Source organism: Nonomuraea zeae (assembly GCF_005889725.1).
Lineage (GTDB): Bacteria > Actinomycetota > Actinomycetes > Streptosporangiales > Streptosporangiaceae > Nonomuraea > Nonomuraea zeae.
The window spans coordinates 1-14285 of the sequence record NZ_VCKX01000304.1 but is presented as its reverse complement, the minus strand read 5'-3'; the positions used below and the strand labels follow the sequence as shown (position 1 = coordinate 14285).

9 protein-coding genes are annotated in these 14285 nt (G+C 73.2%); 1 reads left to right on the top strand and 8 read right to left on the bottom strand.

Features of this window, described 5'->3' with window-relative positions; translation table 11 throughout:
• Nucleotides 1-409 (bottom strand): NAD(P)/FAD-dependent oxidoreductase (locus tag ETD85_RS51405; protein WP_240779980.1); only part of this gene is annotated, 409 nt, incomplete at its 3' end.
• A complete protein-coding gene (locus ETD85_RS51400; protein ID WP_138697156.1) occupies nt 400-2103 on the bottom strand; it encodes a hydroxysqualene dehydroxylase in 1704 nt (567 codons plus the stop codon). The genes ETD85_RS51405 and ETD85_RS51400, both read right to left, overlap by 10 nt.
• Nucleotides 2104-2212: 109 nt before the next feature.
• On the opposite strand from ETD85_RS51400, the gene ETD85_RS51395 reads away from it, so the two are divergent.
• Entirely contained in the window at nt 2213-2803 is a 591-nt protein-coding gene (locus ETD85_RS51395) for a TetR/AcrR family transcriptional regulator (RefSeq protein WP_138697159.1), read from the top strand.
• Here the strand turns inward: ETD85_RS51395 and ETD85_RS51390 are convergent.
• The 6 genes from ETD85_RS51390 to ETD85_RS51365 all read right to left on the bottom strand — a co-directional run bounded on the left by ETD85_RS51390 (nt 2725) and on the right by ETD85_RS51365 (nt 14213).
• Nucleotides 2725-3990, bottom strand: a complete 1266-nt coding sequence (locus tag ETD85_RS51390; protein ID WP_240779979.1) for a M20 metallopeptidase family protein — start codon at nt 3988-3990, stop codon at nt 2725-2727. The genes ETD85_RS51395 and ETD85_RS51390 overlap by 79 nt on opposite strands.
• Entirely contained in the window at nt 3987-5141 is a 1155-nt protein-coding gene (locus ETD85_RS51385) for an amidohydrolase family protein (RefSeq protein WP_138697154.1), read from the bottom strand. The genes ETD85_RS51390 and ETD85_RS51385 overlap by 4 nt, the downstream gene beginning before the upstream one ends.
• A 151-nt stretch (nt 5142-5292) precedes the next feature.
• A complete protein-coding gene (locus tag ETD85_RS51380) occupies nt 5293-8700 on the bottom strand; it encodes a phosphodiester glycosidase family protein (RefSeq protein WP_240779978.1) in 3408 nt (1135 codons plus the stop codon).
• 125 nt (nt 8701-8825) lie between these two features.
• Complete coding sequence (locus tag ETD85_RS63940; RefSeq protein ID WP_170247309.1) at nt 8826-10952, bottom strand: alkaline phosphatase family protein; 2127 nt, start codon at nt 10950-10952, stop codon at nt 8826-8828.
• Nucleotides 10953-11024: 72 nt separating this feature from the next.
• On the bottom strand, nt 11025-13262 hold the full coding sequence (locus ETD85_RS51370; protein WP_138697153.1) for a hypothetical protein: 2238 nt from the start codon (nt 13260-13262) through the stop codon (nt 11025-11027).
• 147 nt (nt 13263-13409) lie between these two features.
• Nucleotides 13410-14213: a sugar ABC transporter permease gene (locus ETD85_RS51365; RefSeq protein ID WP_420847336.1), complete on the bottom strand. Its 804-nt coding sequence runs from the start codon at nt 14211-14213 to the stop codon at nt 13410-13412.
• Nucleotides 14214-14285: the final 72 nt, after the last annotated feature.

Genomic DNA, 14285 nt, shown 5'->3' with positions numbered 1-14285 from the left:
GCCCGTCCGACCACACCAGCCCGGTCGCCCTGGCCCCCTCGCGCACCTCGGCCCCCGCCGCGCGGGCGTGCTCCACCAGCGCCAGGTCGAGCCCCGCCCGGCGGACGCACATCGCGTAGTCGATGCCGTCCACCGCGCTGTAGCCGCCGGCGGCCCGGACGCCGGGGATCTCGACCGACGCGAGCGGCAGCCGGGGCGCGCCGAGCGCCTCGACGCTTTCGAGCACCCCGAGGCGGGCCAGCTCGGCCAGCCCGTCCGGCCACAGCAGGTGCGTGGAGATCGTGGCGGAGGGGAAGCGCGCGGAGTCGACCGCGATCACCCGGCGGCCGGCGCCGGCCAGCGTGGCTGCGGCGGCGGACCCCGCGCAACGGGCCCCGACGATCACGACATCGGCGTCGGTCACGGCCACCGGGTGTCCCTGATGTCCCACTTGTTGGGCAGGCCGAGCCGGTAGCGCACCCGGTCCTCCGCCTTGTCCAGCTCGAACAGCGGCGAGCGGTAGAGCTGGTGCACGGTGCAGCGCGGCTCGCTCGACCCGGCCGCGTCGAGCAGGGCGTTGACGGCCTGCCTGGCGCCCTGGTTGGCGCCCTCCATCGTGGTCACGTTGATCGGCGTGCGCACCCAGTCGCCGGCCAGGAACAGGTTCGCGATGGCTGTCTTCGACTCGGGCCGATCGCTCCACGAGCCGGGATGCTGGATGAACAGCGGCTCGTCGTTGGTGCCGTTCGCGATGGCCGGGTCGAGGAACCAGGAGTGGAGCAGGTCGTCGGTGATCTCGGGAGTGTGGGCCTTGATCTCCTTCCAGGCCTCCTCGGCGATCTCCTGCGGGGTGCAGTCCTTGGCCGGCTTGCCGTTGAAGGTGCCGGGCGTGAACCAGTCGGAGATGATCGTGGACAGGCAGTCCTTGACGGTGCCGTCGCCGTAGGTGCTGAAGTCGCGCTTCCAGAACTGCGCCTGGCTGATCGAGGTGACGGCCCAGGCCGAGTCGACGTAGTTGACATGGCCGGGGGTGAGCGGGACCTCCCGTTTGAGGTAGAACATGAGCCCGTTCATCCAGTCCTGCCTGAGCCTGGCGATCCCGGCGAGCTTGGGGTCGGCGGCGACAAGCGCGGGGGTGACGAGCTTGGCGGCGCGCTCGGACGGCATGGCGACGACGAACCAGTCGGCGCTGATCGTCCTCGACGGCCCGGCCGCGGCGCCGCTGATGCGGCCGTTCTGCAGCACCAGCCCGTCCACCGTCCAGCCGACGTTGAACTGCACGCCCCGGCTCCGCAGGTAGGCGATCCAGGGGTCGAGCCACATCTCGCTCGTGGCGCCGTCGAGCACCCGGTCCACCGACCCGCCCGGCTCGTTGCCCAGGCCGAGGATGCTCCACAGCGTGGCCTCCTCGACCAGGCCGATCGAGTGGGTGCTGGCGTCCTTGGACTTGGTGGCGGCCAGGTTGCGGATGGAGCCGTCGGCGAAGAACTTGTTGTACTCGTCGGAGAACCAGTCGGACCTGATGTAGTCGGCCCAGGTCACGCGGTCCCATTGCCCGAGGCGGCGCTCGTCGCTGCTGGTGGCGTACACGGCGATCTTCTGGGCGAAGAAGCCCGCTTCGTCGAGCGACAGCTTGTAGACGGTCTGCAGGCCGGAGATCACGGTCGAGATGAGGCTGCCGAGGGAGTAGATGCTGGGGTTCGGCGGCAGCGGGAAGGGGAACGGCGCGGTCAGGTCGGGGCGTCCCTGGCGCGACAGCAGGTACGAGGTGGCCCGGGTCAGGTTCCCCCAGCAGCCCTGGGCGTTGCCCGGGAACGGCGTGCGCCGCATCGTGTCGGTGAGATCGAAGTAGAAGCCGGGGAAGAAGCGGAACCCGTGCTCGCCGGGTAATCCGCCCGGCGCCTGGATGCTGCGGGCCTTGCCGCCCAGCGCCTTGCGCTCGTAGACGGTGACGTCGAAGCCGCGTTCGATCAGCTCGTGGGCCGCCGAGAGCCCGGCCACACCTCCGCCCAGGACGGCCACCCGCCTGCCCGGCGCACTCGCGGCGGCGCCGAGCGTGCCGGTCGTCGCGGCCGCGGCCACGGCCGCGATCTTCAGGAAGTCTCTGCGCGTCCCCTCACTCATGTCTCCTCCAAGACGTGAGGCGGTGTTGCGAGATTCGCAACACGTTGTTGGCGCCTCGCCAATAGCGATTGGCGGTACGCCAGCAGGGAAAGGGGGGAGCGTGGAACGCATGGAGCCCGACGAGCGCCGCCGCCAGATCCTCTCCCGCGCGCGGGCCCTGTTCCGCGAGCGGCCCTACGGCGAGGTGTCCAACACCGAGATCGCCGCCGCGGCCGGCGTCAGCAGGGGCCTGCTCAACCACTATTTCGGCACGAAACGGGAGCTCTACCTCGCGGCGGTGACGGAGATGCTCAGCGTGCCGCCGGTGCCCGTGCCCGAATACGTGGCCGGTGCCAGCGTGCGCGAGCGGGTGTGCGAGAGCGTGCACGGCTGGCTGGAGCTGCTCGAACGCAACCAGGAGACGTGGCTGGTCGCGCTGGGCACGGGCGGCGACCCCGAGCTGGCGGGGATCGTGGACGAGGCCAGGGAGCACATGGTGGACCACATCATCGAGGTGGTCGGGCTGGGCCCGGTCGCCAGGTCACGCCCCGAGGTGCGCGGCATGCTGCGCGGCTTCAGCGGCCTGGCCGAGGCCACCTCCGCCGAGTGGCTCAAGCGCGGCCGTCTCACCCGGCGGCAGGCTCACCTGTTCCTGGAGGAGGCGCTGGTGCGACTGCTGGAGGACATCATCCCGCTCGTGCTCGGCGACGCCCCCAGGTAGCCCGCGAGCAGCGCCTCGGCGACCGCGCCCACGCTGGCGTCGTCGGGCAGGAACTCTGGGCTGTGCAGCCCCGCCGCGGTGTCCACGCCGACGAACATCATCAGCGACGGAGCCACGTCCCCGTAATGGGCGAAGTCGTCGGCGCCGCACGAGCGCAGCTCCTCGGTCACCGTCCAGCCCTGCTCCCGCAGCCGGTCCCCGGCGCGTACGGCCAGCACCGGGTCGTTGGACAGCACCGGCTCCCCCGGCAGGATCGCCACCTCGGCCACGCACCCGTGCGCCCTGGCCACGTCCTCCGCCACCTGGGTGAAGGCGCGGTGCAGCTCCTCGCGCCAGTTCGCCGACATGGTCCGGAGCGTGCCCCTGGCCACCGCCTCGCCCGGGATGGCGTTGGGCGCGGTCCCCGCGTTGACCGTCCCGAACGTGACCACCGTCGGGACCATGGGATCGGCGGCCCTGCTGACGAGCTGCTGCGCGGCCACGATCACCTGCGCCACGGCCACCACCGGGTCCCGGGTGAGATGCGGGTAGGCGGCATGCCCCTCGGACCCCTTGACGGTCACCCTGAACTCGTCGGAGGAGGCGTTCACCGCGCCCGGCGTGCAGGACATGACGCCCTCGGCCAGCACGGGCTGCACGTGGGCGCCGATCATGGCGCGCACGTGCTGGCGTTCGAGCACGCCCGAGGTGACGATGTCGTGCGCGCCAGATGGGAAGCCCTCCTCGCGCGGCTGCAGCACCACGACCAGCGGCGGCCCCTCCAGAACCGGGCCGGGGGCCTCGTCCGCGGCCTCGCCCGCGGCCTGGGCGGCGGCACGGGCCGTGAGCCTGGCGTGCGCCCTGGCGAGCGCGACCACCGCGGCCAGGTGGACGTCGTGCCCGCAGGCGTGCATCGCGCCGTTGACCGAGGCCCAATCCACCCCCGTGCGCTCGACGATCGGCAGGGCGTCGAGCTCGCCGCGCACCGCCACGGCCGGCCCGGGCCCGCCGAAGCGCACCAGCGCGCCCGTGCCCGCCACGTGCTCCACCATGCCGCCCGGCAGTGCGTCGAGCACGCGCTTGAGCGTGGGCCCCTCCTCGCCGGACACGCGCGGCAGGGCGTGCAGCTCGCGCCGCAGCGCCTCGGCCGCGGGCAGCTCCAGCCGCAGGGTCGCACGCAGGGCACTCTCCCAGGACTGTCCGCTCACGTGCCGGCTCCCAGGTCGTAGACGCGGCGGGCGTTCTCGGCGCCCACCATCGAAACCACCCGTATCGCCTGTGACATCGACCATTCCCCTTCAGCCACGAACTCCCCCAGCACCCGTGCCATCGCCCGCCGCCACAGCAGCGCCCCGAGATGGTGCAGCTCGGCGGGACCCCACGCGTCGGACGAGAAAAGAATCTTCGCGAACGGCGCGACCTCCAAGCTCTCCGCCACCAGCGCCGCGCTGCGCGCCCCCGTGTAGCTCACGCCCAGCCCCACGTCGAAGTAGACGTTCGGATAGGCGTGCGCGAGGTAGCCGGCGTGCCGCTGGTACGGATAGCAGTGCAGCAGCAGCAACGGCACCCCGGCCGGCTCGGCCAGCTCGATCAGCCCGCGCAGCAGCAGCGGGTCGGAGCGGCGCAGGTCCACGTCGGGGTCGCCGTAGCCGATGTGGAACTGCAGCGGCAGCCCCCGTTCGATGCCGGCCCAGATCAGGTGCCGCACCAGCACGGGATCGCTCAGCCGCGCGTCGCCCGAGCCCAGCCAGCGCCCGGCCGCCTGCGCGACCTCCTCGGGAGATGGCGGCTCCGGGTCGAAGTCGAGCCCGCACCGGTAGGCGGCGATGCTCTTCAGCCCGCGCGCCGAGCGGCTGCGCTCCCACAGGGCCTGCGCGAACCGCTCGGCGAACGCGTCCGCCGCGCAGCCCGCCGCGGCGACCTGCTCGGCCACCGCCTCCAGACGCACCACCTCGTCGGCCGGCACCCCGGCCAGCTCCGCCATCCCGGACGGCCCGAGGATCTCATCGCCGCGGTAGCCGGTCTCGACGAGGAAGTGCCCGATGCCGCTGGCCGTGAGCAGCCGCCGGTTGACCTCGTCGGTGCCGAGCCTGGCCCGCCTGGCCAGATATTCCTCCGGCGTGCAGAACGGCTCCAGCCCGAGCACGGGCGCGCAGTGGCGCAGGATCGCGTAACCGGCCTGGGAGTCGAACTGGGTCATCCACTCGGGCACCGGCCGGTCCGACTCGGTGATCATCTCCTCGAACGCCCGGCGCGACAGGTCGCGAGAGGCGGCACCGTGCACATGGTGATCCACCAGCGCGAGCTCGTCGATGGCCCGCATGAGCCCGGTGGGCACCAGGTCGAGCTCGATGGACATGGGCGGCCCCTCCTGCGGGGCCACCGGCAGGCCCCGCGCACGGTTCTTCCGATCACCTTGCCCACGACCGGCGCCGATGAACACCGATCGGGCCCCGTAGGACGATCATCGTCCTACGGGGCCCGGAAACCAAGCGGTCAGCTCGCCGCGCTCAGGCGGCCGCCTTCGCGGTGAGCTTCACCTCCGCCTGCTCGGTCACGCCGCTGATGGTGACCGCGACCGTCACCTGTCCCTCGCGCAACGCCGTCAGCGTGCCCGTCTCGGGGTCGAGGACGGCGACGTGCCATCGCTTGGCCGTCTGGCGGGTGCCGACGTGCAGGTTCGGCGAGCCGGACCACGTCACCGAGACCGGGTACGCGGCCGGCACCGTCCTGCTCCCCTGCGCGAGCGAGGCCGACACCGTGGCGGGCGTGCCGACCGCGAGCGTGGCCGGGGCCGTGAGCGTGATGTCGTCCACGTGCGGGCGCACCTGCGTGCCGATCCAGCTCGGCGCGTCCACGAACCAGTTGCGCCGGACGTGCTCGGCCTCGGCGGCCGTCACCGGGTCCACGCCCCACAACGACCATCCGGTGAACCCGCCGTCGTCCGCCGCGGTGGCGGGGTTCTTGCCGGAGTTGCCGTTGATGAAGTACGGCACCGCGTCCACGCGCGAGGCGTGGAAGGTGCCGACGTGCGCCCCGATGTAGGCGGCGCCCTTGCCGGTGGTGCGCTGGAAGTCGGCCAGCCAGCCTTCCACCAGCGCCGCCTCCTTGCGGTCGCCGAGCTGGCTGCCCTTGCCCGGCGTCGGGTCCCGCGGCGGCACGTGGAACAGCACCGCGACCGAGCCGATCGAGGCGTCCTTCGCGGCGGCGTCGAGCTGCGCGCGCAGGAGGGCGACCTGGTCGTAGCCGCCGCCCCTGAGGTTCAGGCGCGAGGTGTCCAGGGTGATGAAACGGGTGCCCTTGTGGTCGAAGGTCCCGTACGTGGCGCCGAAGACGGACTGGAAGTTGTCGATCTTGCCGCCCATGACCTCATGGTTGCCCGGAACGTAGTGATATTCCAGCGTTCCGCCGAGCTCCTCGTCCAGGATCCGCTTGGCCAGCGCGAAGTCCTCCGGCGACGCCTCGTCCACCAGGTCGCCGTTGATCAGCAGGAAGTCCGGCTTGGCCGCCTTGATCTCGCGCAGCGTGCGGCGCGCGTTCCTGACGATGTCGCTGTCCGGCTCCCTGGCCACGAACTGCGCGTCCGACATGACCGCGAACCGCCACGGCATCGCGGACACGTCCGCCTTGACCACCGGGTCGGCGACCTTGGGCGCGGCGGGCGTCTCGACGGACGGCGGCACCTTGGCGACCAGGCCGTCGATGAGGATCTCGTTGGTGTACTTCACGTCCGCCTTGGTCTCGGCCACGTAGAAGCGCCGGAGCTTGAGCGGGTAGTTGACGCCGGGCGGCACGGTGAACTCAACGTATTTCCAGCCGGTCCACGTCATGTAGGGCCCGCGCAGGATCTGCGACTGCCCGAGCGCGTCGTAGAACTCCAGGCTCGGCCACTCCCCCTTGCCGGTGGAGTTGATCCAGAGGCCGAACGCCTGCGGCTGCCCCTCCACCACGATCTGCTGCGGCGGGCTGGCGTAGGCGGCCCGGGTGGCGGTCGAGGTGGTGAAGTCGTAGGACAGCTTGAGCCCGCCGCCGCTCTGGCCGGGCGCGGCCGACAGCGAGCCGGTGGCGCGGGCGGCGGCGAACGTCCACTTCGCCGCGTCCTCGAAGTCGGCGACCGGCTTGTCCTCGAACCCGACGGTCACCGGCACGGCGGTGCTGATCTTGCCGACCTTGGCGGTGATCAGCCCGGACCCGGTGGCCTGCTTGGCCTTGACGGTGAAGTAGCCGTGCTCGGCGGCGGTCACCTCGAAGAGGTTCTTGTCGTAGCCGAGCGTGAGGTCGGCGGGCTCGATGGGCGCGGAGTTGCCGTTGCGGTCGTAGCCGACCACGCCGAACGTGGCCACGCCGTCCGCGCCCGGCATGCCGAGCCGGTCGGCGGTGGTGCCGAGCCGCTCCAGGGGCTGCAGGACGGTGAGGTCGAGGCTGCCCTTGGCCCCGCCGCGCGAGGCGGTGACGGTGGTCTGGCCGGGCAGCAGGGCGTGGAAGCGCCCGTCGCGGATGACGCCGTGGACCGCGGGGGTGGCCCGCCAGGACGGCGTGCCGGCCGCGGGGCCGTACGTCTCGTCGTATCCGGCGGCGGTCAGCCGCCTGGTGAGCCCGGGGAAGACGCGGTCGGGGCGGCCGCCGGCGACGGGCCCGACGCCGGGCGCCTTGGCCGGGTCGCTCGCGGTCTCCAGCCAGAAGCCCTTGAGCTTGCCGCTGCCTTCCGGCGCGTAGAGCGCCAGGCCGTTGGGCACGTGCCGCTCGCCGCCGTCGGAGGGGCTGTTCTCCACCTGGACGTCGGCCGAGCCCGGCTCGCGGGCGAGCATGGTGGAGGAGCCGCCGCCGTCGAGGTTGAGCGCGTCGGCGGCGCCGAGGTCGGCCATCATGGCGGCCAGCTCGTTGAGCGTGACGCCGCGGCTGTCGGCCTGGCGGCCGTCCACGGTCAGCAGGTACATCTTCCTGCCGTCGGCCGAGAACCCCACGGCGGTACGCGGGTGCGCGGCCGGATCGGCCGAGTTCTGCACGACGCCGTCCTTGACCAGCACCCAGTTGCCGCCGACGGCCGCCTTGACCGCGCTGCCGTCCGACGACTTCGGCTGGTACTTCACGTCCACGCGGTCGCCGGCCTTCAGCGCGGACAGCGCGCCGGCGCCCGCGTCGCGGCCCAGCAGGATCGTGGTCCCGGCGGGGATCGGGCCGGTGCCCGGCGAGGTGCGTACCTCGGAGACGACCCCGTCCACCAGGACGACCTCGGCGACGGACGCGGCGCCCTCGACGGCACGGGCCCGGTTGTAGGAGCCCCACAGCGGCGTGAACAGCCCGACGCCGCCGCCCTGCACGATCTGGTTGAACTGGGTGAGCGCGATCGGCGCGCCGCCGGTCGGCGTGGCGGTGCCCTCGAAGTACATCTTGAGCACGCGGCCGACGCCGTCGCCGGTGATCGCGACCGCGTTCTCGTGCCCGGCGACCGGCGACTGCACCAGCGTGCCGTCCTGGACGCCGATGCCCTGGGCGGCGCCGGAGTTGTTGATGTCGAAGAAGTCGCCGTTGACGGCGGCGACGGCGTGGGAGCGCTTGGCGGGGCCGGACAGCGGCTCGGTCTTGGACACCTCGCCGGAGTAGACGTAGTCGGCCTTGGCACCGCCCGCGCCCCCGGCCAGCTCGGCGGTGACGGCGTCGGCGCGCAGCCAGCCGAGCGCGTCGTAGGTGTCGAACGAGGTCAGCGAGATGCCCGGCGCGACCGGCCGGGTTCTCTTCGCCGTCTCCAGCCGTGGCTGCCCGGCGGCGGCGCGGGCGAGCAGCGTGGAGGGCGGCGGATAGGACGACGCCTCGAGCGCGTCCTCTGCGGGGGGTGCGGGATCGGCCTGGGCGGGCGCGGTCAGGGCCAGCGGGCCTAACACGAGCGCCGCGGCGGCCAGCATTCGGAGGGTCTGCACGACCGAACTCAATCGCTCGTGGATATAACTTTCAAGACTTAGGAGTGAACTAAAAGAAAATTTCAGATCTTGGCGGCGTCCGCCATGGGCGCGAGGATCGCCGCCCGCCGGCGGGTGCCGCCGGCCTACGCCTCGCCGGCGAGGACGTCGTCATGGCGGCCGCGCTCGTCCGCCGGGCTCCCGAGTGGCTCGTCCGGAGCCGGCAGCCGCACTCCCGCGTGCAGCACCAGCGGCACGGCCAGCGCGACGACCATGGACAGCACGGCGGTGCCCGAGTCGTTGACCAGCATGCCGACCACGCCGCTGACCAGCGCTCCGACGAGTCCGGCACGCAGCATGGGCGCCCGCGCGAACGCCTGGGGCACGACGCCCGCGCTGATCTGCCCGGGCCGCAGCACGGCGAAGATCAGGAAGGCCAGGCCGGCGATGACGATGGGCATGAGGTTCGGGGAGAGCATGGTGTTGAGCATCGCGCCCAGCTTGCGCGCGATCATGGGCAGGAACGTCCCGTCGATCACCTGTCCCACGAACCTGCCCAGGTGCGTCTGCGAGGCGGGCGGCCGCAGGTGGTCGAGCACCGCGATGACCGACACCGCGACCCCGCCCAGCACGCAGAACGCGGCCAGCTTCAGCACCGAGACCCGCTTGCCCGCCACGAGCAGCGCGGTGACGGCGATGCCCGGCACGAACGCGATCACGCCGCCGAAGTCGCTGCCCACGCCCGGCCAGCCCGCCAGCAGCATCGCGACCACGCCGAGCCCGGCGACCCCGGCCACGGCGGCGGTCCTGCGCCCGGCGCGTACGAGGTGCTGGGCCGCGATGGCGGTGACCATGAGCACGGCGGTGGCCAGCAGCGCGAACGGGATGTTGGCCAGCCCGTAGTAGCGCCCGCCGACCACGGCCGTGTAGCCCATCAGGCTGTCGAACTGCAGCGTCGTCCCCGTGAGCAGGTCGCCGACGAGCACGGCGGCGGTGGTCGCGGCCACCGCGGCGGGCGGGCCGAGCGGATCGCGCCGCCACGGCCCGAGCAGCGCGACGGACGCGATCACCGCCGCGCACGCCAGCACCCCGCCGATGAGCGTCGCCACGGGGTACGCGCTGCGCTCCCACGGCAGCAGGTTCACCGCGTACGTCGAGACGGGCACCGAGGCCAGCACGACGGCGGCCACCCCGACCAGGCCGAGTCTCGCCCGCCGCCGCAGCAGCAGGTAGGCCAGGACGTAGAAGGCGACCTGGAGAACGGCGAAGGCGGTGAAGAACACGCCGGTCGTGCCGCGTACGCTCGTGCCCGACACGTCGGAGATGCGCAGGTCCTCGGGCGTGGTCACGTCGCCGAGCCCCCACGGCTGCCCCACCACCGTCGAGGGCGGCGCGATGCCGGCCGCGGCCAGGATCGTGGGCGTGAGGTCGGGCAGGACCGTGATGTCGGCGCGCCTGGTCGAGTTCGTCTTCACCGACGGCCCGGAGACCTCGCCGGCCGAGCCGCCCTGCGGCGCGCCGGGCCGCTTCCACATCGCGGCCCGCAGGTGCGGGACGCCTCCGTGGTCGCCGATCCCGGCCAGCACGATCTCGGTGCCGGCGGGCAGCTTGGCCAGCACCTCGCCGATCTCGGCGTCGGCCTGGTGGGCCAGCTCCGCGCGCACCTTCGGCGCGAGCGGCTCGGGCGTCAGCGGCAGGATTGCGCCGTCTTGCAGGTAGGTCTCGACGAGGTCGGCCACGTCCACGGCCAGCACCCGGCAGCGCGACCAGTCGGCCAGGTCGGCGGGGCGGGCGGCGTACACGTCGACCCTGCCCTGCCGGTCGGCCAGCCCGAGCGCCGCCCCCTTCCCGATGGCGGTGGTGCACTGCCCGGCGGCGTGCACGGCCGTGCCGAGCGTGCCCGCGTAGGTGCCGTCGGTCAGCTCCAGCAGCCCGGGGACCTCGGCGACGACCGCGCCCCCGCCCTGGGCGACCGGCTCGGGCGGCAGCCCGCAGCGGCGCCCGACGGCCGAGCGCACGCCCGCCGACACGGTCAGCCACCCGTCGTAGGGGCAGGTCACGGTGCCCACGGTCTTGACCGACACGGATCCGAGCCCGCTCTGGCCGGCCAGCCGCCACAGATGGGGCGTGTTGGCGGGGTCGACGTCACTCCACATCAGCCCCGGCACCCCGATGAAGGCCACCCGGCCGCCGTCCGCCGCGCCCGTCGGGGCGGACGCCGACGCGGCGGCCGGAGCCGCCCACCACAGAGCGGCCGTCACCAGCAACAGCACCCACCTCACCGTCAGCCCCCATCCGGACGTGGCGCGCCTCACAGAACGCCGAAACCCTACCGTGAGGAGCGCTCAGGCGGCGGGCTTAATGGTGATCAAGCGGGTCAGCGCCTCGTCGTAGGCCGGGTCGAGCCAGTAGTCGGAGTGCCAGCGGGCCTCGGGCAGCGGCTCTCCTGGGGCGGGCCTGTGCGGGTCCCAGCAGAACCGGTCCACGCCGTCCTCGTGCTCCGGTCCGAGGGCGAGCGGGTCGACCCGGCCGAACACGGGCCCGCCGATGGGGTCGCTCAGCCGGTAGAGGTTGCACCAGGGCACCGACTCGCGGACGGCCCCGAGCCCGGGGGCCCCGAAGTAGGCGGGGAAGTAGGCGGCGTACAGGCGGCGCAGCGGCGAGCCGTGGGTGAGCAGCCGGACGCGGGCCCGCAGCTCGGGCTTGAGCTGCGGCACCAGCGCGGCGACGATGACGCTGCCCTGGCTGTGCCCGGAGAGCACGACCTCGTCCCGGTCGGTCCCGGCCAGCCTGCCGACGCGGGCGGCCAGCTCGGGGATGACGCGCTCGGTGTAGCAGGGCGGGGCCAGCGGGTGGATGGCCCTGGGCCAGAAGGTGGCGACGTCCCACAGGATCCCGATGGTCCTGCGCAGCCCGGGGTCGCGGTAGGTGCGCCGGCCGAGCAGCGCCAGGCCCACGACGACCGCCGTCATGGCCCAGCTCCCGGCCGAGGCGAGCAGCCCGGCGACGCCGCCGTCGGGGGTGTACAGCCGCAGCTGGTAGATCACGGTGACCGCGGCGGACCCGGCCACGCCGATGCCGGTGAGCACCGCCAGCACGAGCCCGGCGCGGTCGGTGAGGGCGGCGAGCGCCCACTTGCCCGCCACCTCGGGGGCGTCGCGCTCGCCGTAGTAGGCCACCAGCTCCGGGGCGAGCGCGCGGGCCGCCGCGCCTCTGATGAGGTAGAGGACGAGCCCCACGGCGAGCAACCCGGCGCCCAGCAGCGGCACCAGGGCCGCCGTCCACCAGACGGGGTCGTCGAGGAAGAGCGTGCGCGCCGGCGGCCCAGGCTCGGCCGAGGTGCCGGGGACGCCGAGGAACGTGGCGGTCCAGAACAGCACGCCGAGGGCCAGCACGTTCGCGCTGCCTGCGGCCACCATGAGGACGAACCAGGCGGCGATCCCGCCCATCGCCCGCGGCCTGGCCGGCTCGTCCCCCGCCCGGTCCATGCGGGCGAGCACGCAGGTGGCGACGAGGATGAACAGGCCGAGCGCGAGCGTGAGCCCGAGCTGGAACGCTCCAACACCGACGCCGGGAAGAGCGCGTTCGGTCGCCGCCGCGCCCGGCGGCATCCCGGACAGCGCCCGCCAGAGCGTGGCCAGGAACACCGCCGCGGTGGTCACCCGCAGCGCCTGGCACGCCCGGGTGGACCAGGCGGGGATCGGCTCGCCCGAATGCGGGTCCACCCTCCTGGCGATCCACGGCAGCACGACGAGCACCGCGGCGGCGAGTTGCACGCCCGCGTTGCCCACGGTCAGGGCCAGCCCCTCGGCGGTGCCCGCGAACGGCGCGGACACCGCGAGCCCGATGCCCGCGACCGCGAAGCAGACGTGCACGACCCGCAGCCGCCACACCGGCGCGGCGCCGTGCCAGAGCCGCGCCTGGGCCAGCAGCGGGCCGGCCTGCCCGTCGCCGCCGGGCGGGACGACCGCCCGCTCGTCCCGCCGCCAGGTGCGCCGCGCGATCCACCAGAGCAGGACGACGAGCAGCAGCGGGAGCAGGGAGGTGACCGCCAGCCGCTTCGACGGCTCCGCGCCCCACACCGTGCCCAGCCAGCGCAGCCAGCCGGGCGCCGTGTCGTGGGTGCAGGCCCGGCCCGCGGCGGTGCACTGCCAGCCGACGAGATCGACGCCGGCCCTGGTCACCGCGCCGACGAGGGTCCCCGTGAGCAGCAGGGCGAACAGCCGCTGCGCCGCCTCCGTCGCGTGCCGCAGCCGCCGGCCGCCCGGCGGTCTGGGCAGCATGAAGTAGGCCAGGTTCGCGAGCGAGAACGGCAGCAGGAGCAGCCACAGCGCGATCGTCCGGCCGCCCGAGGTGAGGCCGCCCCAGGCGTAGGCCTCCCGGTGGCGGGCGTGCGGCACGTCGGGGTGGTCGCCCGACGGCCGGCCGCCCGCCCACCAGCGGCGGTAGAACCCGGTGGTGCCGTCGCCCGCGACGAGCCGGGGGTGGGGATGGTTGAGTATGCCCGCGGGCGGTGTCCCGGAGACTCCGTGCACGCGTAGCTCGGTCACGCCTTCGCAGGTCTCGTCCAGGAATCCGTCCATGTGACCATGATCCCGCCGAGACTGCAACCACGTACAGTGACCGATTGGTTACTCAAGCGAGCGCCGCGTAGGCGCCCGCCCGGCTCATCAGCTCGTCGTGGGTGCCGATCTCCTCGATCCGGCCGCAGCCGTATGTCGGGAGGGAGGTCACGACTTCGTGGCGCCGGCCGTGAGCCCGGTCACGAGATGCCGCTGGACCAGCAGGAACACCGCGCCGGCCGGGATGGCGATGAGCACCGCCGAGGCGGTCATCAGCCCCCAGTCCGACCAGTGCTGGCCGATGAACTGCTGCAGCCCCGCGCCCAGCGTGCGCTGCTCGTCGCCGGTCATGAACACGGTGGCGTAGCCGACCTCGCCCCACGCGGTCATGAAGCAGTAGAACGCGGTCACCGCGATCCCGGGCCTGGCCAGCGGCAGCACCACCCGCGAGAAGGTGCCGAACGGGGTCAGCCCGTCCACCATCCCGGCCTGGTCGATCTCGATCGGCACGGTGTCGAAGTAGCTCTTCATCATCCAGGCGCAGAACGGCACCGCGATCGTCATGTAGGCGATCACCAGGCCGGGGATCTGGTTCAGCAGGCCCAGACCGGCCATCAGGTTGTAGAGCGGCACGATCAGGATGGCCACGGGGAACATCTGGGTGATCAGCAGCAGCCACATCACGCCACGGTGCCCGGGGAAGCGGAACCTGGAGACCGCGTAGCCGGTGGTGGCGGCCAGGAACACGCCCAGCACCATGGTCAGCCCGGCCGCCAGCACGCTGTTGAGCAGCCAGCGGGGAAACTCGGTGGCGGTCAGCACCCGGGCGTAGTTGTCCAGCGACGGCTGGTCGAAGAACGTCAGCTCGGCCGACAGCCAGCCGTCGCGCGGCTTGAGCGAGGTCAGCACCAGCCAGACGATCGGGAACAGCGAGATGACCACCGCCAGCAGCAGTCCCGCGTGCAGGCCGATGGAGGCCAGCGGGCCGCGCTCGCCGCGCCGCCGCGCCCTCGGGGCGGCGGGGGCGGCCGGAGTCGTGGGGGC

Excerpts from the sequence above, each read along its gene's own strand:
- ETD85_RS51400 (WP_138697156.1), bottom strand. The coding sequence starts at position 2,103 with ATGAGTGAGGGGACGCGCAGAGACTTCCTGAAGATCGCGGCCGTGGCC.
- ETD85_RS51395 (WP_138697159.1), top strand. The coding sequence starts at position 2,213 with ATGGAGCCCGACGAGCGCCGCCGCCAGATCCTCTCCCGCGCGCGGGCC.
- ETD85_RS51385 (WP_138697154.1), bottom strand. The coding sequence starts at position 5,141 with ATGTCCATCGAGCTCGACCTGGTGCCCACCGGGCTCATGCGGGCCATC.
- ETD85_RS51370 (WP_138697153.1), bottom strand. The coding sequence starts at position 13,262 with ATGGACGGATTCCTGGACGAGACCTGCGAAGGCGTGACCGAGCTACGC.